Genomic DNA, 22,064 nt, shown 5'->3' with positions numbered 1-22,064 from the left:
AAACCATCTTGAAAAAAGTATGTTTTGAAATATAATAGCGAATATATTCTGACAGTTTTATTCCTCTTTAACTAACTTCTTACAAATTAGCTCATTTGTCAAGGAAAGAGACTCACAATTCACGTATCCTTTACATTTCTATTTCAACAAAAAAAGAAAGAGGATTATCCCCTTTCTTTATTTCGCAAACACTCCTGAAACAATACTCATAATTTTTTGGACAACTTCTTCAATTGATAAAGAAGTCGTATCTAATTCCAATGCATCATCAGCCTTTTTTAGTGGAGAAACTTCGCGTTCTGAATCTAATTTATCACGCTGAGCAATTTCTTCTTTTAGCTGCTCTAAATTAGAATCGAAACCTTTATTTAAATTTTCTAAATGCCTTCTTTCCGCTCTTTCTTCAACAGAAGCAAGCATAAAGATTTTCACTTCAGCATCCGGTAATACATGTGTACCAATATCACGACCGTCCATTACAACGCCGCCTTTTTTCGCTAACTCTTGCTGACGACGTACCATTTCTTCACGAACAAGGCGATGCTTCGCTACAATAGATACTTGATTCGTCACATCAGGTGTACGGATTACTTCAGAAACATCTTGTCCATTCAAAAATACAAGCTGCGTATTTTCTCCTTGCTGAAATTCAATATTTACATTCTTTACAACTTCCATTAACTGTTCTTCATTTTCAATATCTACTTTTTGTTCAAGGGCTGCATATGTAAGCGTACGGTACATCGCGCCTGTATCAATATAAACGTAAGAAAGTTCCTTCGCAACAACTTTTGCCACTGTACTTTTCCCAGCAGCTGCTGGACCATCTATAGCAATTGAAATTCGTTTATCCATTGTAACACCTCATTTTTTCACTTATAAAACAAAACGAAAAGCAGGTGTTCACCCTGCTTCTTCTCATTTGCTTCACGTCATTAAATCCTCAATTATTGTAGCATAATCCTTCATAGAAGAAAATGAAAACTACCTATTCACCTGCAAGATTTCTGCTTTATTTTTTACCATGACACCTTCGTAATAAACAATTTTAGATAAATATTTCACTGATGACTTATGTATAAATAACAATTGTACAACAGAAAGACAAATGAATTGTATTATTAATATACGAATAAAAATTCTCTCCATCTTTTTCAACATAATTGCCCCCTCCTATACTATATTTGCACATTTCGTTTCGTGATTTTATACATCGTACATATAGCAGTTAATTTTATTGTCATTTTCGAGACATACTTTTATACATTTCCATTGTCGAATTTACTCAAAACATGTTATGTTCTAAATGTATTTTTTTACTTGAAAGGGGTATAAGCATTGAAAAGAATCCTAGTTTTACACACAGGTGGAACAATTGCAATGGAGGAAGATAAAGAAACTGGGGTCGTACAACCAGGTGAAAAAAATCCTCTTTTAAAATTCATTCCTGATTTAGAAGGCGATGTTGATTTAATCGTTGAAGATGTGTTCCATCTACCATCTCCTCATATGACACCGAGCGAAATGTTACAATTACAAGTCATCATTGATGAAAGAGTAAAACAAGACAACATTCATGGCGTAGTCATTACGCATGGTACGGATACATTAGAAGAAACAGCTTATTTCTTAGATTTAACAGTACAAGCAACCATTCCGATTGTTGTGACAGGTGCAATGCGCTCTAGCAATGAGTTAGGTGCTGATGGTCTATATAACTTCTTATCAGCTGTAAAAGTTGCTAGTTGTGATGAAGCTGCAGAAAAAGGTGTTTTAGTCGTATTAAACGACGAAATTCATTGCGCTACAAATGTAACGAAAACACATACAAGTAATGTCGCAACATTCCAAAGCCCACAATATGGACCAATTGGAATGGTAACAAAACGCGGTGTTGTCTTCCATCACGCTTTAGTACATCACGAAACATATACGATAAACAAAGTATCTAAAAATGTAGTTGTTCTAAAAGCATATGCCGGCATGGATGATACATTATTAGCAGCAATCGAAAATCTTCCTGTAGACGGTATTGTTATCGAAGCGCTTGGACAAGGTAATCTACCTCCAAGAACACTTCCTAGTCTAGAACGATTATTAAATAAAGGTATTCCTGTCGTATTAGTTTCTCGCTGTTTCAACGGTATCGTTCAAGACGTATATTCGTATGAAGGTGGCGGTAAACACTTAAAAGATATGGGCATTGTATTCACATACGGCTTAAATGCACAAAAAGCACGCATTAAATTACTTGTCGCATTAGAGAATACAAATTCTCATGAATCCATTCAAAATATGTTTATGCACGAATAAAAAGGAGCTGTCGAGGTTTTCCCGACAGCTCCTTTTTATTTTTCTCTTGATGCAATAGTTTGTGCAATCGCATCTCCATGAAATCTACCGTTCTCGATAAATATTTCATTTGCATTATTTCCAGCAGCTATGACACCTGCAATGAAAATATTTTCAGCATTCGTTTCCATTCTATCCTCTGTATAAATTGGACGTCCTGTTTCTTCACCAATCTTAACACCCATCTTTGTTAAGAAGCTATGATCAGGATGATAACCAGTCATCGCAAATACAAAATCATTTTGGATTGTAAAATCTTCACCATCAACTGTAAACGTTAATGTATGCTCAGTAATTTCTTTCACATGAGCCCCGAAATGCATTTGAATTGTGTCGTTTCGTACTAACGCCTCAAATTCCGGCAAAATCCAAGGCTTTATGCTTGGTGAATACTCACTTCCACGATACAGTACCGTTACACGCGCACCAGCTTTAACAAGTTCTAACGCGGCATCTACACTCGAGTTTTTCCCACCTATAACTACTACATCTCGATCAAAATAAGGATGCCCCTCTTTAAAATAGTGAGCTACTTTCTTCAATTCCTCACCTGGAACATTCATATAATTTGGATTATCATAATATCCAGTTGCTACAACAATATATTTCGCTATATATATTTCTTTACTTCCGTCACGCTTTGTCGTCTCAACCTGAAAAACTTCTCCATCGTTTTGAACTTTCTCCACTCGCTCAAAAGCATTTACACGTACAGATTTACGTTTTACTACTTCACGATAATACGCAAGCGCTTGATTTCGAACTGGCTTACGATTTTCTGTAATAAAAGCTACATCACCAATTTCTAATTTTTCACTAGAAGAGAAAAATGTTTGATGAGTTGGATAATTATAAATGGCATTTACAATGTTTCCTTTTTCAATTACTAACGGATTTATCCCTACCTTTTGCAACGAAATCGCTGCCGCTAATCCGCACGGACCGCCTCCGATTATAATAACTGTTTCTTTCTGCATACTCGTCCACTCCTAGTCTTCTACCGATACACTATTTATAAAAACAAGAAAAAACCTACTTACAGCAGTAGGCACCTATCTTTATTGTATTCATTTTTCATATATTTGTCATCTAAACGAAACGTACATCCGATAGACATCTGCTAAAAACTGCTGAAATTTAATACCTTGTTTCCCTAATACATTCTCAGGATCAATCTTTCTAGCTGGATCAAGCGTTTTATGTGACACGATATCTTTTTTCGGATTTAAGCCAAAATTTTGGCATAAATACGCATGATACCATGTAAAACGATTATATGCTTCCCAAAAGTTAACATCACCGCCATAACAAAGTTCCACTCCAATGGCCGCCTTATTCGCGTCATAGCCGTATAAGTCATTATCCGTCGGCACACCATATCGAACATGATATGCAACTTCATTTATAGGAATAATCTCCAATATTGTTTTATCATCTATAAATGTATGCGCCGAAGCTTTCGGTTGTAATTCATTAAAGTAATCTCGATTTCCTATCGCATTGCTTCCAGGATTCCCCGTATCATGACTTACAATAAATCTCACTTTAGTTAGAGGAATCCCCGGTCGTGAACTTCCATATCCTATATAGTTGCGCTCTATAGGAAACATCGCCATTGCTACCAACTCCCGCTCTAGAAGATTACCTTACTTCCTTATATATGTATTCGGTAGCAATGTCCTTATCGCATATTTCTTACGCGAAGAGAAAATCGAAAATATTTGAAGTGAACACCATAAACAACAAGATACTTACAGCCACTCCATAAAAACCGTAAAACCAAACACAATCTTCTTTCGTATCTAAACCGAAAAATTTGTTTACCGATTGTAATAATGTGCCACGCTTGCTTTGTTTGTTTCGTAATACTTCCACTCGCTCTACAACATCTGCTGGCATCATAAATCTTTGGTCTACTGTCATTTTCATCATTTATCTCTCCTTAAAATCATTTCCGTTTTGTTTATCTAAGGAGAGTATAGCACGTTTGTTCGTATAGAACAAGTGTTCTTTTTGTTTTTATTTTATTTTTCAGCAAGCCAAGTAAAAATTGAGATTACAACGGTAATAATCGGCCCTACTACAACCACACCAAATATCAAAAACAGTAGCCCTTCCCCGAACATCCGGACAGTACTTATTTTTCGAGCTTTCACCGTTCTTGCAAGTTCTCCCTCTAACCTCTTAACCTTTTCTTCTAATTGTTCTACTCGTTCCAGCATTTCATTCTTCATATACAACACCTCATTTAATACTTCAACAAAAAAACGTGATTCCCTCGAAAGGAAATCACGTTTTCTCAATATATAATATTTTATACCCAACCTCTGAAGCGGCTTGCTTCAGCCATTTTACGAACACCAATCATGTAAGCCGCTAAGCGCATATTCACTTTACGAACTTGTGCTGTTTCATAAATAGAATCAAATGATTTTACCATTACTTTTTCTAAACGTTGTTCTACTTCTTCTTCAGTCCAGTAGTAACCTTGGTTATTTTGTACCCACTCAAAGTAAGATACCGTTACACCACCAGCACTTGCTAATACGTCTGGAACAAGTAAAATTCCGCGATCTGTTAAAATTTTAGTCGCTTCTAATGTTGTTGGACCATTTGCAGCTTCAACAACGATTTTCGCTTTAATATCATTAGCATTTTCTTCTGTAATTTGGTTCTCAATTGCAGCTGGAACTAAAATATCGCAATCAAGCTCTAACAATTCTTTGTTTGAAATTGTATTGTTAAATAGCTTTGTTACTGTGCCGAAGCTATCACGACGGTCTAATAAATAATCAATATCTAATCCGTTTGGATCATGTAAAGCGCCGTAAGCATCTGAGATTGCAATAACTTTCGCACCTGCATCATGCATAAATTTAGCTAAGAAGCTACCAGCATTACCGAACCCTTGAACAACAACGCGTGCACCCTTAATATCAATGCCACGTTTTTTCGCAGCTTCGCGAATACAAATTGTTACACCTTTCGCAGTTGCTGTTTCACGTCCATGTGATCCACCTAATACAAGCGGTTTACCTGTAATAAATCCTGGTGAATTAAATTCATCAATACGGCTATACTCATCCATCATCCATGCCATAATTTGAGAGTTTGTGAATACATCTGGAGCTGGAATATCTTTCGTCGGACCTACGATTTGGCTAATTGCTCGTACATAACCGCGACTTAATCTTTCTAACTCACGGAATGACATTTCACGTGGATCACAGATAATTCCACCCTTACCTCCACCATATGGTAAATCAACAATACCACATTTTAAACTCATCCAGATTGAAAGTGCTTTCACTTCATTTTCTGTTACATTCGGATGGAAGCGAATTCCACCTTTCGTTGGACCAACAGCATCATTATGTTGTGCACGATATCCTGTAAATATTTTAACAGTCCCGTCATCCATACGAACTGGTATTTTCACTGTCATCATACGAATTGGTTCTTTTAATAATTCATATACTTCGTTTGGATAACCCAATTTTTCTAACGCTTCACTAATAACAATTTGTGTTGAATTCAATAGTTCAAAATGTTGTTCCCTTTGTTGTTGTGTTTTTGTTTGAGTTCCCTTTTCGGCTACCATAGTAAGTAAACCCCCTGTAATTTCACTTGTTTAGTAAACCTTCATTGCCTAGTATACACCCTTAAATTTGGAATGCAATAGAAAACGCTAACAAATATATACAAACTATTTTCTGTTGCAAGCGTTTTCACTATTATTATAGTCCTTTTATTACTTTTAGAAAAGTAAAATACTTAAATATTTAAATATTTTTTATTTTCCTCAGCGACGCTCCCATAAAACTGCATATTTTTTTTTCAAAAAGTATGTTCGCGTATTTACTATCATCCCTTCCCTTATCCAAATAAAAACAAAACCTCAGCTATGTTGTATTAGCTGAGGTTTTGTTTTTTCACAAAGTAATTGTGTATTTGTTCTATTGCGTTAAAATCCATTAATTCTTTACCGTACTCCATGATGCGATAAATAGTTGCTGTAGACGGATTGCCGTATTCCGCTAAAATAGCTATAAAATCCGCTTTTAACAATTGAATTTGTTCCTCTTCTTCCACCCAAAGATAGAAGCGCTCATCCCACGTATATAGCTTTCCGCCAGTTACACCAAGGTTATATAAGCGATTCGACAGGTTAATTATGTCATCTAGCGTAGCAAACTCATATAATATATGTTCACTTTCATCTAGAGTCACTTGCATTTCAATAAACTCGTCACGGAACTCATCATCCGTATCAATTTCTTGATTTTCTTTCGTTACAATTACAACCATCCCTTGTGCTTGTAGAGAAAACACTTCAACTGCAATCGGACCATCTGCTTCAAACCCTAATTCCTTATTTGCTTCTTGCATCATATCACGAAATAATTGCTGTACTTTCGGCGCATTTCTCCATAAATCTTCTTTCGTTAATCCTCTTTCAGATAAATCATCAAATGTTAGAAAAATTTTTATCTTATTGTAATTTAATCGTTCCAGCCTCATCTCATACCCTCCCTACGTAACCAATGCATCTAATTTTTATTATATGAAATAGAAAATAGATGGTTCTTTTCGAACAACTATTCCGACATTTTTAACCATTCATCCCATTCTTCTTTCGTATCACCAATTAAGATTGTTTCAATGTCCAACTGGTTTAGAACGCCTAGCTTTCCGATAAATCCAACAGAAAGAGATTCCCTTTTTTCTTGTAATACATTTATAAAGTTCATCGTCTTTTTCATTTCTAGTTCGTCAGCAAAAGATACAAATACATATTTCGGCTGTATTTCCTCTACCGCTGACAACATACCATCTTCAGCTAAGTTTGTCCTAATATATATCGCCTCATATCCTTTTAAGCGTAAATAAGTTGAAAAAATAAATCCTTTCAATGCATTCTTTTCTAACACAATAACTTTGTGTAAAGAAGAAAACATTGAGGCATTGTGATACACCATCCCTAGACGCGTTTGTAAAAATGATAGTGCATATTGAAATTGCACCATTGAAATCTCATTATTATTTTTTGACGTTAATAATTTGTCTGTCACTCGAAGAACGATACTGGCAACAACCTTTTCTGTTGAATATATACTAAAAGCTTCGTTTAATAATGCAGCAATTGTAATTTCATCAAATTTTAACAAAGCTTGTAGCAAATCGTCCACTAAAACAACTTCTTTATCGAAATGTATCTCTTTTTGAACTGTACTCTGCAAACGATTCTCTTCTAATAACTGAACTGCTTGTCCAATCATCATACCGGAAGAAACTTTTTCCATTAACCATTTTAAAATTTGAATATGCTCTTCTGTATATAAACGATGCCCAGCTTGATTCCGCTTTGGGGCAATAATTTGATATCGTCTTTCCCATGCGCGAAGCGTACTCGGCTGAACTCCAATTATATTTGAAACAGCTTTTATATTATATTTTCCACTAAGAGTTGGCATCATTTCCCTCCGCACAATGTAATAATATGTGTTTGAGCAGGCGCTCGGAAACGAAGTGGTATCAATGTTGTTCCGTACCCATTACTAACAAAGAGAATCGTATTCAAATGGTTATATACGCCACCTTTTAAATATTTTTTAGATGGGAATAATCGGATTTGTCCTCCATGCGTATGTCCACTTAATACAAGTGAAATCTGTTCATTTCCAGACATCTTTTTTATTATATCAGGGTTGTGACTAACTAAGATACGAAAACCATCTTCTTTACAATCCGCCAATGCCAAATCTAAACGATCACGGTGCAATCCAACATCATCTATACCGAGCAAACAAATTTTCTCGCCTAATTCAGACTCAAATACCACTCTTGTATTATCTAAAACTTTTACGTTATTTTCTAATAATAAAGCATCTAATTCATGATATTCTATCTCATAATCATTGTTTCCCCACACAAAATATACAGGAGCTATCTCTCTTAACTTTTGAATATTGGCAGAGATTTTTGATAAAGAGACTCCTTTCTCTGCTAAATCTCCTCCGATAATTACGAGATCTACTTTTCCTTTTACTTGTTCAATTAACAAATTCGAAATGACTCTTCTATGAATATCAGAAATAAAAAACACATTTACTTTTTGAAAACTTTTCGGAAATTCTTTAAATACTAAAGTATGTTCCAACACTGTATTACGCATCGCTTCTTTATACATCACAAGAAGTAATAAAATCCCCATTCCTATGAGAGTACTGAATAATATAATCCATATCATATTTTTTACTCCCCTCATCATAAAGATAACCCTAGGCTTTTATAACAAACTGCGTTCGCCTAATTCACTAGCTCTCTTGCTTTGTGGACTTATCTTTTATCGGAATTTTTAATTCTTGACCTGCACTCACTTCATCTTCTTGCAAGTTATTATACTTTTTAATTACTTCAACCCCATTTTCATCTGAAAAATATTGCTTCGCTATACTTTCTAAAGTTTCTCCCTCTTTCACAGTATGCGTTATCGCTTTTTCAGACTGTTTCTGCGACTCAGATTTAGCTGAATCAAAGAAGATTACTTCAAACGCACTTTTCCCGGCATTATTACTATCGCCCTTCACCTGAATATATTTATCCGTATACCACAAAATACTAATCGGCAGCAGAATGAATAGAAATGTTAAAACCCGGACGAAAATATGATTTATTTTAAACTTTTGTTTTTTCTCTTTATTTCTATGAATTTCACTACGCGGCGGTAAACTTTCTTTTTCTTCTACTCGCTCAACTTCTAATTCCTCTTCAAAATCAGGAATTCGTTTCCTCATGTTGTTCACCACCACCTTCCATTTATTTTCTTAATTGGAGTCCCATTATAAAATCAACAAGAAAGTGTGCAAAGATTGTTATAAACAAATTCCCTGTCCATTCAAATACATAACCAAAGACAAAGCTAATGAAACAGACGAAACAAAACAAAAATGGCTTTGTTATATAACGAATATGTAACACTGCAAATACGAAACTCGCAATTACAATTCCAAAATGAGTCTGCACTACACCTCTAAATAAAAATTCTTCTGCAAAACCGATTACGAACGTAATAATGAGTAAATGCAGAACCGACATTCCTCGAAACATCTTATCGTTAATACCACCATCATCAAACCAAGACTCTGGAAACACTCGCATTGCAACATAATCTAATAACACAATACCAATCGCTAACAAACCACCTATAATAAGTATAGATACTGGTTCCCATCTCCATAAATTAAACACTTCTTTTACATCTTGAAATAATATATATGCTAGTAAACAGCCAATACCGATAATAATTAACTGTGTTATATATAGATTCAGCCTTATTTCCTGCGGACTCATATCTTCAACATTATGCCTTTGAATGTTCATCATTCCCCCATCTTTTCTAGGCCGAAAAGCTTTTGTAACTCTGTTTCCCAATTATAGTCGAAATCCGATTGTTGCGCTCGTCTTTTTTTATAATCTTCTTTTGTAATACCACAATAATCACAGCAATTATTTAACTCTTTCTCTTTCCTATAACCGAACTGTTGCAACACATATTCACGTCTACATCCTTTAACTCGTATCCATGACTTCATATTTTCTAGCTCACTATATTTATTACGCAACCTTATCTCTACTTCAGCTATTAATCGGTTCATAATTTCATCTGACAAACTCTCTAATAATAATCTTCGTTGTTGTATAATTCCAACCTGTTCGAGATGATAACGAACGAAACGCCAATATTGCTCATTAAATCTTGCTGCATTATAACAAATTTCTTCTACATCTTCTATTGGTAATTCTTTCGTTTGAAACATTCTTTCTTGTAGTAAAGAAAATAAAAATTGTATTTGCGACTTACTTGGCAATTCATCCTCAATGATTGAAATTGGTAAATCATGATCCAACGGACTACACAATAAAATAGCTATACTCGGTTCGCCATCTCTTCCAGCTCTTCCGATTTCTTGTAAGTAAGAAGCTATATTAGTTGGATAATGAAAATGAATAATATATTGCGTATTCGCCTTATTTACCCCCATACCAAATGCACTTGTACATATTACAAGCTGCAATTGATCGTTCATAAACTGTTGTTGAATTAACATACGCTCTTCATGTTCCATACCACCATGATAAAAAGCTACACCAGTAACACCTTTTCCTCTCAAGTATTCCGTTAACCTTTCTGTCCACGCTCTACTTGAACAATATACAATTCCCGACCCTTGTAAATACATCACCTGCTCCAAAAGCGCCTCTTTCTTTTCTTCTATCGTCTCTACAAATTGCACCTCCATTGCAATATTAGGACGGTCAATAGAGTATACATGTTCCGCGGCACCCTTTAAATTTAAACTGTCTGCGATATCTTGTAGTACCCCTTTTGTCGCTGTGGCTGTCAATGCTAATACTGTAGGAGAACCAATATTTTCAATAACTACATTTAGTTTCTTATAGTCCGGTCTAAAATCATAACCCCATTGAGAAATACAATGAGCCTCATCAACAACAAATAATGAAATATGAATTTTCTTCAATTCCCTAATTAATAACTCCGACTGTAACATCTCTGGTGAAACAAAAATAAATTTATATGAAGATAATTTTTTCATCGCTTCTCTTTTTTCATTTAATGTCCGAAAACTATTAAATGCTATCACTCGGTTTTTCACAACATACTTTAATTGTGTCACTTGATCTTCCATTAAAGATAATAACGGTGATACAACAAGCACTGTTCCTTCTCGCATAAGCCCCGGAAACTGATAGCACATAGATTTCCCTCTTCCAGTCGGAAGCATTGCTATCACATCTTTTCCTTCTAATAAATCTGTAATAACTCCTTTTTGACCTGGACGAAATTCAGAATATCCAAACCACTTATATAAATATTCTTCAAGTTTCATTTACACCCTCCATCCGCGCTAATACAAGACGAACTTCAAAATAAGAGATATCTTCTCCAACCGCTTGTTTCAAAACACGTAACTTCCGCGTTTGTAATGCTTCAATTACTTTTATTACTTTGTCTATCTTTTCTTTTTCCATAAACATTTCAATAGAAAAATCTTTTTCTCGCAAAGCAATTTCAACAAAATGATCTTCTATCGTTGCAACCTTTAAATTCCGAATCGTCGCTATTTCTTCTAAAGAACGCCCTTGTCTCCAAAAATTATATGTTTTTTTCGTGGATAAACTAAATAATTCAGCTCTCTCATTTGGATAAGATATAATTTCAGCTAATAGTGGAAATTCATTTTCTTTATCACGAACTTCTTGTATAAAGAAATGCATTGTACCCCAAAATAAAAAATACACCCTGAATATATCTTGTTTCGTAATTTCTGCTAATTGTTGCAATGTACAACCAATACGTTCATAGCCCGTTAGTCGATATGTTACAATCGTCGCTTCTATCGCATTACTCTTTTCCAAAAGATTATGTACTTCCGTCCATAGTTTCCTCGCCAACTCACTTCTTTTATATGGCCTTCCTGTTAGAAAACGTTTTACCCACATCATTATTTCTGTATCTTGTTGAATTGGGATAAACTTCGTATTATTCTGTTGTAAATTTGATATGGTTTGAATAATCAATGATAATCTTTTCCAAAATGTTTCACCTAATTCACCATAATGTAAACCATGCAAATGTGCTGGAAAAGCATAAACATCCTCCCATTTATGTAACTGCATTTTACCCGTAGGTGTTAACACATATGTATTTTCATGTATTTCTTGAATAAAATCCGCTTGCAACAACTTTACAACTTCACCATCATAGTCATTTCTATTTAATGATTTATATATTCCGAATAAAAAAGAAATCCGGAACATATTTCCATCTTGTAAAGTTTGCGAAGAACGTTTGCCCTTTAGTAAATAATAAATAGAAGAAACGGTTCTTTCACCATTCAATTGTTTTAAACAATGCAACAAAGTATATTGTATTTGCATGACCGCTTCCACCTTCCAATCTTAACTTCATTCTTTTCAGTACAATTACACTATCTACTGTCGCTCATTAAACTTATCATATAAGAACTATATACTTGTATATATTCTATTGTATCAAACGAAATCACATTTACGTATTTTGAAAATCTTATGACATAATTCAAAAATAAGTTGACACTCTAATTGATAAGCATTATCATTATAATTTTATGTTGAAAAGTTTCACAAACCGTTTTACAATAAGGTTATAATTTTTATGGCGAGCTTTTCACATACATATTATCAGGAGGGAAAAAAGATGGCAAAATATACAATCGTTGATAAAGATACTTGTATTGCATGTGGTGCTTGTGGCGCTGCTGCACCAGACATTTATGACTATGATGATGAAGGTATTGCATTTGTAACATTAGACGATAACCAAGGTATCGTTGAAATTCCAGATGTATTAATTGAAGATATGATGGATGCATTCGAAGGCTGTCCAACTGACTCAATTAAAGTTGCTGACGAATCATTCGACGGAGACGCTTTAAAATTCGAATAGTCTTTTATTAACTTCAAAAAACGCCCCTCATATTGATGAGGGGCGTTTTTTGTATCTAAATTTTATTTTCCTTAATAAAAAACCATTAGTAGTTCCACACTACTAATGGTTTTAATATATATTATGCATTTTTCATTTTTGCAAACATCCATACTTTCAGGCGTGAGAATAATGCTACAAATACAATTGTTACAACAATTCCTTTAATTAAATTAAATGGTAAGATTGCCGTTACAACCGTTGTTCTGATAGCTTCGCTAGACATAGCCGGTGAATTTAAAAACCAAGTGTAAGCCGGGAATATGATGATGTAGTTTAATACACTCATAATAAGTGCCATTGTAATTGTCCCTAGCATTAATCCTGTCGTTAAACTCTTCACAGTACGATACTTTCTAAATAAGAAAGCTGCTGGTCCAATAAATAAACATCCTGCAATAAAGTTTGCAATTTCTCCAACTGGTACTCCTGTTAAACTTCCTTGAATCCCGTAATGTAAAATGTTCTTTATCGCCTCTACAATCACTCCTGCTACTGGTCCAAAGATAATTGCTGCAATTAGAGCTGGTACATCACTAAAATCAATTTTCAAAAATGGCGGAAGCCCTGGGAACGGGAAATCCAACATCATTAGTAAATATGCAATACTACTTAGCATCGCTACACTCACCATCTGCACTACACTGTTTTTTTGTTTCATCTTTCTCTCTCCTTTTCCATCGATCATCTCATGGAAAGTGGAAAGGTTCTGCTATGCCTATTTTTTCATAGAACGAAAAAACCCTTTGTGTTTTACACAAAGGGAGAATTTAAGGCACATCAAACAGACGTTCAAATCCATATCTTTTTTGAACGCTTGAACCTCCATCTTCTCCCATCCAGACTATACTGTCGGCTTTGGAATCACACCAAATCCTGCCTTAACGGCTCGCGGGCTTAGAACAAAATCATAAATAGTTCATCACCGCCGGTCGGGATTTTCACCCTGCCCCGAAGATAGACCGATATTCTATTTTCCCCTTCATTATACAACAACCTCATAACATTGTGAACTAAAAAATTGTAACTTATTTAAAATTAGTTATTTATTTTTCGTAACAACAAATGAATTGCGAAATATTTTACAATACAATCCATATTTTTTATTATTCGGCATTTCTCTTTTGAATTACCTAGTCATATATAATTAAAAGTGATAAGATATTGAATTGTTAAGATAAGAACATTTTCTGAGTTATGGAGGAAATGTCATGAAAAAAGAAAAGAGACATTCTATTCGAGAAGCAATGAAAAAAAACTTAAGAAAAGAATACTTTTACTTAAAAAAAGAATTACTTTTCTACTGCCCAATTGATTTAGGCACATTCTCAAACGAGACATACTATGCTACTTTCGATGAAGATGGCATCAGTATTTATCAGTATGATAAGAAAACAGAAAGTAAATTAAAATTGTGTGAGCGTCATCCGTGGAAGAGTTGGAGTAAAGTGAAGATTGATCACTATTTGACAACTTCTCAATTTATTTTTCAGGGTGAGCGAAATTGGATCTTATCTCTTTTTCAAAAAGGAAAAGAAGCTCAAAAAATTATTGAAGAGCATACATCTTTACAAACAGAAGTTGTTTCCCGCTCTTTCTTAAAAAAACTTCCTGGCTTTCGTTCTAATACACCACTGAATAAATACATCGGTAGCATTTGTTACACTGCACTTATTGCATTTTTATTAAAATGGATGATTCCATTTCAAGCACCACAAATCGCTCTGTATTCTATTTCGATTGGTTGTATGCTTCTTGGCCTACTTTGTTTGACAATCGGTTTAATTGAACCGACTATCGTACTGTTTCGAACAAAAGAGAAAACAAGAACAAAAGTTTTTTACTTATATAGCTATTTAGCTATTTCTGGATTTATATGTGTCTTTATTTTTTGGTAAAAGAAACCGTCCCAAAATAAATTTTGGGACGGTTTTCTTTTAAATATAGATACTCTAATTCACTCAATACTTCTAGGAGAAGCGCCCATATAATTTCATTTACATTGAACCTTATTTAAGAATATTCAAAGTTTAATTTTTGAGACGTTGCCTTTACTTAACATATAATTGTTGATTAGGATAAATTAGCTCTTGCTGCAATCCATTTTTTTCTTTAATTTCCTTAAGTGTCATACTAAATTTCCGTGCAATACTAACTAAAGTATCCCCTTTTTGTACGACATATAATGATGAAGAAACAACTTCATTTCTTTGTTCACTTAAAACAAGCAATGGGTTCATCGCATTCTTTTTCGCCATCGTCCATCTTCCTTGATGAAGTTCTAGATGTAAGTGTGCACCTCGCGATTCTCCCGTGTTCCCTACTTCTCCAATTTTTTCTCCTTTTGAAATATAATCCCCTTGAACTACATATCTCTTATTTAAATGTGCATACACAGCCTCATATTCTCCATGTTTAATAAATATAACGTTTCCATAACTACTTGAATAATAAGACTTTGTTACCTTCCCTTCTTGAATAGCTGACACAGGCGTGCCGATCGGTGCCGCTATATCTATACCGTAGTGTTTTCCGTGTCTTGTCCCAAAATAATCACTTATCTGTCCTTCAACAGGCCATGCCCATTGATTTCCCTCTGCGTACACATGTAATTGAGATAAAAACAGTACTGTCAATAACATAACGCCGTATTTTAAAACTTTCATATACATCCTCCGTTTTCTAATTACCACCATACCTTCTCTATTTTGGTATATTACAGAAAAAAGTATACAAAAAAGAAAGTGAATCACTCCACTTCCTTCTCTTTCTTATCACGAAAAACGATTGCACTGCGATTATACTCTACATCTTTTACTTGTAATCGAGCGTTTATTACTCTAGCTACTGCAAATAAATAGTCAGATAATCTATTTACATACTTTAGAACAACTTCATTTATTTTTCCTTCTTTTTGTAAGGACACGATACATCGTTCTGCTCGCCTTACAACTGTACGTGCAATATGAATAGCAGCTGCCGACTCGCTTCCACCTGGTAAAATAAAGCGCTCTAGCGGCGGTGCTTCTTCTATATACGAATCAATCCTACTTTCTAAGTTTTCGACCATTTCAATTTTTACTTTATAAGGTATCTTCTCACCTACTATCGCCAAGTCTCCCCCGCAATCAAATAGTTCATGTTGAATCGTTTCAAGTTCATTGTAAATATCTCCGAAAGGCCCGCCTTGTAGTTTAGTCATTGCATATCCGATATGAGAATTCGCCTCGTCTATTGTTCCATACGCTTCCACACGGATATCATCTTTATCAACCCTACCACCTATTACACTTGTCGTTCCTTTATCTCCTGTTTTTGTATATAATTTCATTTCTTCACAGCACCTCTCTTGTTATTCTTTATTCGAGCAACATAGAAAAAAGTTCTACCATTCTTTATTTAATTGAGTTTACAAAAAAATAAAAAACAGCAGAACTTTATTCATTATCAACTTTAAAAACGTATATCTAAATTATACGATTCGGTAAATAGACAGAGAATGTAGTTCCTTCTCCAACAACACTTGATACAGAAATTTTACCATCATGGCCTTGAACAATATTTTTCGCAATCGCAAGCCCGAGTCCTGTTCCACCTTTTTTCCCACGTGTTCTTGCTTTATCAGCTTTATAGAAACGATCAAATAAAAATGGAATATCTTCTTCTGGAATACCAACGCCCGAATCTTGTACTTCAAAAATGAGACCATTATTTTTCGTATCAATTACAAGTGTTACATGTCCGCCTGCGTTCGTATGACGTATTGCGTTATCAATTAAATTCGTCAATACTTGTTCCATACGATCTGCATCAAACGGGTATTGTTCAATTGGATTTTTGAAATCAACTGTTAGTTCAACTTCTTTATCCTTTGCAATCCCTTGGAATTTACGACCAATTTTTTCAACAAACGGATGTATGTCCACTTCACCTATATGTAACTCTACATTACCACTTTCCATGCGTGCTAAATCTAATAATTCATTTACAAGTTTACCTAAACGAACGGATTCATCATAAATGATTTGAACAAACTCATTAATTTCTTCTTTCGTTTGCACAATATCATCTAAAATTGCTTCACTATACCCTTGCAGCATGACCATCGGTGTACGAAGTTCATGCGATACATTCGCAATAAAGTCTTGACGCATCTTTTCAAGACGACGTTCTTCCGTCATATCTCGCAGTACTGCTACAGCCCCGCGAATTTTCGTTTGATTGTAGAGCGGCGTCATAAGAACTACATAGTTCCCTTTTTGTAAATTAATTTCAACAACTTGTTGTTGTTCGCTTTCTACAACGAGATGGAATAGTTCAACAAGTTCAGAAGGCAGTTTTTTACTGAGCTCTATCTCTTTTTCTTCTTGCCAAACTTGTAAGAAATGTTCAGCCGGCGGATTGATTACTACAACTTCACCTTCTTGATTTAATGTAATAACCCCATCTGCCATACTACTCAAAATACTTGCTAACTGTTCTTTCTCTTGCTGCAGGGCATTCATATTAAACTTCAACTGTTTCCCCATTTGATTTAAGGCCGTTGCAAGCTCACCAATCTCGTCCTGAGATACCATAGGGGCTTTCGCATCAAACTTCCCACGCGACACTTCAAAAGCAACCTCACGCATTTTACGAAGTGGTGCTGTAATTCGAGTAGATAAGAAGAATGCAAAGAAAGTTGTTAATATAATCGCAATCCCTGCTGATAAGAATATAAAATCAGTCGTTCTTTCCATACCTTGTATCGGCACTTGTAAAGATTCGTACACAAACACTGCACTTTGATTTTTTGATTGCACTGGTTTTCCGACAATCATAATATCATTTTCAGTATTTTTATTCTTTCTACTATTAGAGGCTTTTCTAATGTTATTCTTAATTTCTTTTTTGTCTGTAAACACAGCCGCTAATTCTTTATCTTCTTTTAAGTCATCCATTGTAAGAGTGACTAAGCCTTCTTGTTTCGGTGAAGAAGAGATTTCTTTACCATCTTCTACAATAATAATCCTTGAAAGTGGATCAGAGAATTTGTAAGCGATATTCTCAATCGTTTTTACATCGGCACCTTCTTCAATTAACTCTGAAACACTTGTTGCGACTTTTTGAAGCCTAGCTTCACTCATATCAACATAATACGTTCTAAAAAACTGTGAAAGTAAAATCGCAACAAATCCAAGAACAAACGAAACGAGAAGTAATATGGTCATCCATAACTTCCCTACTACACTTCTCCAAAGCATCAGTCGTTCACAACCTCAAATTTGTAACCTACACCCCAAACAGTAACAATCATTTTCGCTGCATCTGGTGATTTTTTGCTTAACTTCTCACGTAAACGCTTTACATGTGTATCAACTGTACGTAAATCTCCGAAGAATTCATATTGCCATACTTCTTTTAACAGTTGCTCACGATCGAATACTTTATCAGGAGCTTTCGCTAAAAATAATAGTAACTCATATTCTTTCGGCGTTAAGTTTACTTCATTACCATCTGCAGTAACACGGTGTGCATCGTTGTCAATTGTTAAGTGCGGGAATACAGTAACATCTTTTGTCGTTGTATCTTGTGTAAAGAATGTTGTTGGTACAGCACGACGTAATACCGCTTTCACACGTAGCACGACCTCACGTGGACTAAATGGCTTTACAATATAATCATCTGTTCCAACTTCAAATCCTTGTACTCTATTTACTTCTTCACCTTTTGCTGTCAGCATAATAATTGGTGTCGCTTTCTTCTCACGAACCCCTTTACATACTTCAATGCCATCTTTACCAGGCATCATAAGATCTAATAAGATTAAATCGTAATCATTTTGTAACGCCATTTCTAAAGCTGTATCACCATTATCTGCTTCTTCAATTGTGTATTGTTCTCTTTCTAAGTACATTTTCAATAAACGACGAATACGATCCTCATCATCTACAATTAAAATTCTTGATTCATTTTCCATCTCTACCCGCTGCGTACTCTCACTTCAGCGGTTCACACCTACCCTTCTTTACTATTATGTTGCGCTATTCTCGTTTATTTAAGCAATCTTCTAAATGTTTCACTTCCCATATTATGCTTCACAAGAATAATAAATTTTGTTCAATTTTTTTCCAAAACTATGTATTTTTTTTGAACAGTATATAATGTCCTCGACATCATTTTACAAAATCAACCGCTACTTTGTCATGTTTTTCTCAAAAAAGAAGAAAAGTTGACAAAAATAAAATAGGAAAGTGACATGCACTCTCCTATTTTATTTCTCTATGCATATGAATGTAAACCGGCAATAATTAAGTTTACTACAATAAAGTTAAACATAATAATTGCAAAACCAATTACTGCAAGCCAAGCTGATTTCTCTCCATGCCACCCTTTAGATAATCGTAAATGTAGTACTGCAGCATAAAAGAGCCACGTTATAAGTGCCCAAACCTCTTTCGGATCCCAGCCCCAAAAACGCGTCCACGCTATTTGAGCCCAAATCATTGCAAAAATTAACGCTCCTAATGTGAAAACTGGGAATCCAATTGCAATAGATCGATATCCGATTTCATCTAGTAAATCACTATTCGTATTCTTTACTAACGGCTGAAGTGCTGCCGATACTCGCTTCCGTAGAACAAGTCTTAATACAATATAAAGTAACGTTCCAACTAACACTGACCAAATAACAGTATTTAATTTCTTCGCATTTACAATCGCTGGAACTTCAACTGCCGGTTCTAATTTATTTTCTGTCAGTAACTTCCCTTCATGCGGTCCAACTAAAGCCGGAAGATTGTACTTCATTTCCAGTTGCTGTTCATTTTTATCAACCCATTGAAACTTCGCTTCATATTTCATACTAGAAAATACCGTTGTTACTCCAATAAATCCAACTGTACAAACAAGTGTAAATACTACCGTCTCTAGCCAAAATGTCCGTTTACTTCTCGTTGATTGATCTACATTTTTTAATAAATACATAACGCCCGTAATAAAACTAATCGCTAAAATTGCTTGTCCTGCTGCTGCAGTCGTCACGTGAATATGTAACCAATTACTTTTTAAAGATGGAATAAGCGGAGATATTTCCCTCGGAAACATACTTGCATAGGCAATTAATAAAAGCGCAACTGGTAATGCAAATAGTCCAATTATACTTACACGGTACATAAAATACATTACAATAAATGCTCCTACAAGCATCATGCCGAAAAATGTACCGAATTCAAAAAAGTTACTAACTGGTGCATGCCCTGATGCGATCCACCTTGTAACAAAATATACTGTTTGTGCTATAAACCCTAAAATTGTAATTGTTATTCCTACATTTGCCCATTTATGACCCTTTTCTTTAATGGCTCCACCAAAAAATAGAGTCGCAATTAAATATAAAATAAATGCGGTAAAGAGAAAGTTACTACTTATTTGCACCATATCGTTTCCCCACCTTAACTAATTTTTTTATCGATTACTTTATCATTTGGCTGTGGAATTGCTGTACCTTCTATTACTCTTTCAATATCTTTCTTTAAACCGAACCAATTTTTATTCGTATGCCCTGCAATCCACCATTCATCATTAACACGTTGTATCCAAATACGGCGATGATTCCAATACATACCTTGAATGACACCAACCATAAATATAAACCCTCCAATACCGAGAATCCAAAGCGTTAAATCTTTTCTTACAGTAAGTGCTGTTGCATTTTGCATTTCAACACCTGCAAACGACATTTTATATTTGTTGTTTCCATCAGGTTCTATATTTTGCTGAATACCAACAAAACTCACTTCACCATCTAGTGTTTCAGGTGTAAACATTTTAAATACAAATGCAGGATTGTTCGGTAATTTCGTTTTTGTATTTGGTTTTCCATTCTCATCGAAATAAAAATCAGGAAAATAGCTTAATAGTTCTAGAGAATAACCATTTCCTAAATCATATTTTTCCTTAGGATTCGTTAAATCTACTTTAATCGGTCCCCATTTTTGATTATTTTCTTTATTTTGCAAGTTGAAGGACATACTTTTAAATTCACTTTCTTTATAATCCACTTGATACACTGCAAATTGATCAAATTTCAGTGGTTCATTTACTCGAATTTCCGCTTCTTTTACTTTTTCCAACTTTGGTTTTTGCCCTGCTATATTTTCGCCCACAGCTTTATATAATACAGCATTCGTTTGAAAGTTTTTCGCAATCATTTTATCGCCTACACGATCAATCGCTTCCTCAAAAACTTCCTTGTCCTTACTTTTATCATAAACTTCTTTTATAAATTTCTCGTTTTTTAAGTAGTATTGTCCATCCGTCCCTGGTATTTCTTTCGTTTCACCATCACGTAACCAAAGTGCTTCGTCTACGTACATACTCGGTAAAAAACGAAGCATCGCACCGAATAAAAAGATAATAAGACCGATATGATTTACATATGGACCCCAACGCGAGAAGCGTCCCTTTTCTGCTAAAACGTTTCCGTCTTCCACTTTCACGTTATAGTTTCTTTTCTTTAAATTCTTTTGCACTCTTTCCAGGTCACCATCTTTCGGTGTACCAGTCCCATATAATCTCTGTCTCTTTAAAAAGCTAGGATGTCTTTTTACGCCTTGCTTTTTTAAAGCTTTATAAAGTGGAATAACGCGGTCTAAACTACATATCACAAGTGAAATACCGATAGAAGCAATCAAAATCATATACCACCATGAACCGTATAAATTATTAAATCCTAATTGATAGTATAATTGCCCTAAAAATCCGTATTCTTGTTTATAATATTCAGCTGGTGCAATCCCTGGAGTTATGTACATTTCTTGCGGAAAAATAGTTCCTATCGCTGATGCAGCTAAAGTTATTACGATTAGCCATACACCCACTTTTACAGAAGAGAAAAAGCTCCAAATTTTATCGACTATCGTTTTTGTTTGCGTGAGAGATCTCCGTGCACTCCCCTCATAGCGCATATCCAATAGTTTTGCATTTTCATTGCTTTCAAATGGTTTCCCGCAAGCTTCACAAAAAACGGTTCCTATCGGATTAACATGTCCACATTCACATTTAATTTCTTTCAACACTCTCACCGCCCCTGTCTCTATATGTACTATTGTATATTCTAACCTCGAGTTACCGCAATACTCAGAATTTTTAAACCAGAGGCACTATAGACACGCACCTCTTA

24 protein-coding genes and 1 riboswitch are annotated in these 22,064 nt (G+C 34.8%); of the genes, 3 read left to right on the top strand and 21 right to left on the bottom strand.

Annotated elements, in window-relative coordinates; all coding sequences use genetic code 11:
- Positions 1–177: 177 nt before the first annotated feature.
- Together cmk and OXT04_RS00925 are read right to left on the bottom strand one after the other, a co-directional pair.
- Positions 178–855, bottom strand: coding sequence for a (d)CMP kinase (gene cmk, locus OXT04_RS00930; protein WP_267412616.1), 678 nt, complete (start codon positions 853–855; stop codon positions 178–180).
- Between the two features lie 129 nt (positions 856–984).
- Positions 985–1,158 carry a YpfB family protein gene (locus tag OXT04_RS00925; RefSeq protein ID WP_023521499.1) on the bottom strand — a complete coding sequence of 58 codons (174 nt, stop codon included), beginning with the start codon at positions 1,156–1,158 and terminating at the stop codon, positions 985–987.
- A gap of 180 nt (positions 1,159–1,338) precedes the next feature.
- Here OXT04_RS00925 and ansA point away from each other — a divergent pair, with 180 nt between their 5' ends.
- The gene (gene ansA / locus OXT04_RS00920; protein WP_000822009.1) at positions 1,339–2,313 is read left to right on the top strand and encodes an asparaginase; all 975 of its coding nucleotides are present in this window, start codon (positions 1,339–1,341) and stop codon (positions 2,311–2,313) included.
- Positions 2,314–2,348: 35 nt separating this feature from the next.
- Here the strand turns inward: ansA and OXT04_RS00915 are convergent, their stop codons facing one another.
- The 12 genes from OXT04_RS00915 to OXT04_RS00860 all read right to left on the bottom strand — a co-directional run bounded on the left by OXT04_RS00915 (position 2,349) and on the right by OXT04_RS00860 (position 12,315).
- Positions 2,349–3,329, bottom strand: coding sequence for a YpdA family putative bacillithiol disulfide reductase (locus OXT04_RS00915; protein ID WP_098211389.1), 981 nt, complete (start codon positions 3,327–3,329; stop codon positions 2,349–2,351).
- A gap of 108 nt (positions 3,330–3,437) precedes the next feature.
- A complete protein-coding gene (locus tag OXT04_RS00910) occupies positions 3,438–3,968 on the bottom strand; it encodes a peptidoglycan recognition protein family protein (protein ID WP_001240655.1) in 531 nt (176 codons plus the stop codon).
- 79 nt (positions 3,969–4,047) lie between these two features.
- On the bottom strand, positions 4,048–4,284 hold the full coding sequence (locus OXT04_RS00905) for a DUF3961 domain-containing protein (protein WP_001983018.1): 237 nt from the start codon (positions 4,282–4,284) through the stop codon (positions 4,048–4,050).
- Positions 4,285–4,376: 92 nt separating this feature from the next.
- Complete coding sequence (locus OXT04_RS00900) at positions 4,377–4,586, bottom strand: hypothetical protein (RefSeq protein WP_098211388.1); 210 nt, start codon at positions 4,584–4,586, stop codon at positions 4,377–4,379.
- Between the two features lie 80 nt (positions 4,587–4,666).
- Complete coding sequence (gudB, locus tag OXT04_RS00895) at positions 4,667–5,953, bottom strand: NAD-specific glutamate dehydrogenase (RefSeq protein ID WP_000225172.1); 1,287 nt, start codon at positions 5,951–5,953, stop codon at positions 4,667–4,669.
- A 311-nt stretch (positions 5,954–6,264) separates the two neighbouring features.
- Complete coding sequence (locus OXT04_RS00890) at positions 6,265–6,873, bottom strand: genetic competence negative regulator (RefSeq protein ID WP_001235396.1); 609 nt, start codon at positions 6,871–6,873, stop codon at positions 6,265–6,267.
- Between the two features lie 77 nt (positions 6,874–6,950).
- Entirely contained in the window at positions 6,951–7,826 is an 876-nt protein-coding gene (locus OXT04_RS00885) for a MerR family transcriptional regulator (protein ID WP_141527827.1), read from the bottom strand.
- On the bottom strand, positions 7,826–8,602 hold the full coding sequence (locus OXT04_RS00880; RefSeq protein WP_000637796.1) for a metallophosphoesterase: 777 nt from the start codon (positions 8,600–8,602) through the stop codon (positions 7,826–7,828). The genes OXT04_RS00885 and OXT04_RS00880 overlap by 1 nt, the downstream gene beginning before the upstream one ends.
- A 67-nt stretch (positions 8,603–8,669) precedes the next feature.
- Positions 8,670–9,149 carry a LysM peptidoglycan-binding domain-containing protein gene (locus OXT04_RS00875; protein WP_001231555.1) on the bottom strand — a complete coding sequence of 160 codons (480 nt, stop codon included), beginning with the start codon at positions 9,147–9,149 and terminating at the stop codon, positions 8,670–8,672.
- 22 nt (positions 9,150–9,171) lie between these two features.
- The gene (locus OXT04_RS00870; protein ID WP_001025783.1) at positions 9,172–9,735 is read right to left on the bottom strand and encodes a CPBP family intramembrane glutamic endopeptidase; all 564 of its coding nucleotides are present in this window, start codon (positions 9,733–9,735) and stop codon (positions 9,172–9,174) included.
- Complete coding sequence (recQ, locus tag OXT04_RS00865; RefSeq protein ID WP_097821904.1) at positions 9,735–11,264, bottom strand: ATP-dependent DNA helicase RecQ; 1,530 nt, start codon at positions 11,262–11,264, stop codon at positions 9,735–9,737. The genes OXT04_RS00870 and recQ overlap by 1 nt, the downstream gene beginning before the upstream one ends.
- A complete protein-coding gene (locus OXT04_RS00860) occupies positions 11,254–12,315 on the bottom strand; it encodes a YpbB family protein (protein WP_025118237.1) in 1,062 nt (353 codons plus the stop codon). The genes recQ and OXT04_RS00860 overlap by 11 nt, the downstream gene beginning before the upstream one ends.
- A 298-nt stretch (positions 12,316–12,613) precedes the next feature.
- Between OXT04_RS00860 and OXT04_RS00855 the strand changes: the two genes are divergently transcribed.
- On the top strand, positions 12,614–12,862 hold the full coding sequence (locus tag OXT04_RS00855) for a ferredoxin (protein ID WP_001151993.1): 249 nt from the start codon (positions 12,614–12,616) through the stop codon (positions 12,860–12,862).
- 121 nt (positions 12,863–12,983) lie between these two features.
- Here OXT04_RS00855 and OXT04_RS00850 read toward each other — a convergent pair whose 3' ends face one another.
- Positions 12,984–13,562, bottom strand: a complete 579-nt coding sequence (locus tag OXT04_RS00850; RefSeq protein WP_267412615.1) for an ECF transporter S component — start codon at positions 13,560–13,562, stop codon at positions 12,984–12,986.
- A gap of 162 nt (positions 13,563–13,724) precedes the next feature.
- A riboswitch (FMN riboswitch) is annotated at positions 13,725–13,864 on the bottom strand.
- Positions 13,865–14,112: 248 nt separating this feature from the next.
- Between OXT04_RS00850 and OXT04_RS00845 the strand changes: the two genes are divergently transcribed.
- A complete protein-coding gene (locus OXT04_RS00845) occupies positions 14,113–14,799 on the top strand; it encodes a hypothetical protein (protein ID WP_000711798.1) in 687 nt (228 codons plus the stop codon).
- Positions 14,800–14,952: 153 nt separating this feature from the next.
- Here the strand turns inward: OXT04_RS00845 and OXT04_RS00840 are convergent, their stop codons facing one another.
- The 6 genes from OXT04_RS00840 to resB all read right to left on the bottom strand — a co-directional run bounded on the left by OXT04_RS00840 (position 14,953) and on the right by resB (position 21,960).
- Complete coding sequence (locus OXT04_RS00840) at positions 14,953–15,567, bottom strand: peptidoglycan DD-metalloendopeptidase family protein (protein ID WP_000866228.1); 615 nt, start codon at positions 15,565–15,567, stop codon at positions 14,953–14,955.
- A gap of 83 nt (positions 15,568–15,650) precedes the next feature.
- Positions 15,651–16,232: a cob(I)yrinic acid a,c-diamide adenosyltransferase gene (locus OXT04_RS00835; RefSeq protein ID WP_000781271.1), complete on the bottom strand. Its 582-nt coding sequence runs from the start codon at positions 16,230–16,232 to the stop codon at positions 15,651–15,653.
- Positions 16,233–16,368: 136 nt separating this feature from the next.
- Positions 16,369–18,144, bottom strand: a complete 1,776-nt coding sequence (gene resE / locus OXT04_RS00830; RefSeq protein ID WP_000964683.1) for a sensor histidine kinase ResE — start codon at positions 18,142–18,144, stop codon at positions 16,369–16,371.
- Positions 18,144–18,860 carry a DNA-binding response regulator ResD gene (gene resD / locus OXT04_RS00825; protein WP_000426861.1) on the bottom strand — a complete coding sequence of 239 codons (717 nt, stop codon included), beginning with the start codon at positions 18,858–18,860 and terminating at the stop codon, positions 18,144–18,146. Before resD ends, resE begins: the two co-directional genes overlap by 1 nt.
- A gap of 302 nt (positions 18,861–19,162) precedes the next feature.
- Complete coding sequence (gene resC / locus OXT04_RS00820; protein WP_000250087.1) at positions 19,163–20,320, bottom strand: cytochrome c biogenesis protein ResC; 1,158 nt, start codon at positions 20,318–20,320, stop codon at positions 19,163–19,165.
- A gap of 14 nt (positions 20,321–20,334) precedes the next feature.
- Entirely contained in the window at positions 20,335–21,960 is a 1,626-nt protein-coding gene (resB, locus tag OXT04_RS00815; RefSeq protein WP_267412613.1) for a cytochrome c biogenesis protein ResB, read from the bottom strand.
- Positions 21,961–22,064: the final 104 nt, after the last annotated feature.

Source organism: Bacillus sp. GC_Bacil_1 (genome assembly GCF_026540675.1).
In the GTDB taxonomy this organism is placed as follows: Bacteria; Bacillota; Bacilli; order Bacillales; family Bacillaceae_G; genus Bacillus_A; species Bacillus_A cereus.
Note: the sequence above shows the minus strand (reverse complement) of the source record. Positions and strands in the feature narration are given on the sequence as shown.

Bases quoted from the DNA above. Each gene is read 5' to 3' on its own strand.
- resC (WP_000250087.1), bottom strand. From the start codon at position 20,320: ATGGTGCAAATAAGTAGTAACTTTCTCTTTACCGCATTTATTTTATAT.
- OXT04_RS00890 (WP_001235396.1), bottom strand. From the start codon at position 6,873: ATGAGGCTGGAACGATTAAATTACAATAAGATAAAAATTTTTCTAACA.
- OXT04_RS00850 (WP_267412615.1), bottom strand. From the start codon at position 13,562: ATGAAACAAAAAAACAGTGTAGTGCAGATGGTGAGTGTAGCGATGCTA.
- OXT04_RS00855 (WP_001151993.1), top strand. From the start codon at position 12,614: ATGGCAAAATATACAATCGTTGATAAAGATACTTGTATTGCATGTGGT.
- OXT04_RS00840 (WP_000866228.1), bottom strand. From the start codon at position 15,567: ATGAAAGTTTTAAAATACGGCGTTATGTTATTGACAGTACTGTTTTTA.
- OXT04_RS00875 (WP_001231555.1), bottom strand. From the start codon at position 9,149: ATGAGGAAACGAATTCCTGATTTTGAAGAGGAATTAGAAGTTGAGCGA.
- OXT04_RS00905 (WP_001983018.1), bottom strand. From the start codon at position 4,284: ATGATGAAAATGACAGTAGACCAAAGATTTATGATGCCAGCAGATGTT.
- cmk (WP_267412616.1), bottom strand. From the start codon at position 855: ATGGATAAACGAATTTCAATTGCTATAGATGGTCCAGCAGCTGCTGGG.
- OXT04_RS00860 (WP_025118237.1), bottom strand. From the start codon at position 12,315: ATGCAAATACAATATACTTTGTTGCATTGTTTAAAACAATTGAATGGT.
- gudB (WP_000225172.1), bottom strand. From the start codon at position 5,953: ATGGTAGCCGAAAAGGGAACTCAAACAAAAACACAACAACAAAGGGAA.
- OXT04_RS00885 (WP_141527827.1), bottom strand. From the start codon at position 7,826: ATGCCAACTCTTAGTGGAAAATATAATATAAAAGCTGTTTCAAATATA.
- OXT04_RS00900 (WP_098211388.1), bottom strand. From the start codon at position 4,586: ATGAAGAATGAAATGCTGGAACGAGTAGAACAATTAGAAGAAAAGGTT.
- OXT04_RS00835 (WP_000781271.1), bottom strand. From the start codon at position 16,232: ATGAAATTATATACAAAAACAGGAGATAAAGGAACGACAAGTGTAATA.
- OXT04_RS00910 (WP_001240655.1), bottom strand. From the start codon at position 3,968: ATGGCGATGTTTCCTATAGAGCGCAACTATATAGGATATGGAAGTTCA.
- resE (WP_000964683.1), bottom strand. From the start codon at position 18,144: ATGCTTTGGAGAAGTGTAGTAGGGAAGTTATGGATGACCATATTACTT.
- resD (WP_000426861.1), bottom strand. From the start codon at position 18,860: ATGGAAAATGAATCAAGAATTTTAATTGTAGATGATGAGGATCGTATT.
- OXT04_RS00915 (WP_098211389.1), bottom strand. From the start codon at position 3,329: ATGCAGAAAGAAACAGTTATTATAATCGGAGGCGGTCCGTGCGGATTA.
- recQ (WP_097821904.1), bottom strand. From the start codon at position 11,264: ATGAAACTTGAAGAATATTTATATAAGTGGTTTGGATATTCTGAATTT.
- OXT04_RS00880 (WP_000637796.1), bottom strand. From the start codon at position 8,602: ATGATATGGATTATATTATTCAGTACTCTCATAGGAATGGGGATTTTA.
- OXT04_RS00845 (WP_000711798.1), top strand. From the start codon at position 14,113: ATGAAAAAAGAAAAGAGACATTCTATTCGAGAAGCAATGAAAAAAAAC.
- OXT04_RS00870 (WP_001025783.1), bottom strand. From the start codon at position 9,735: ATGAACATTCAAAGGCATAATGTTGAAGATATGAGTCCGCAGGAAATA.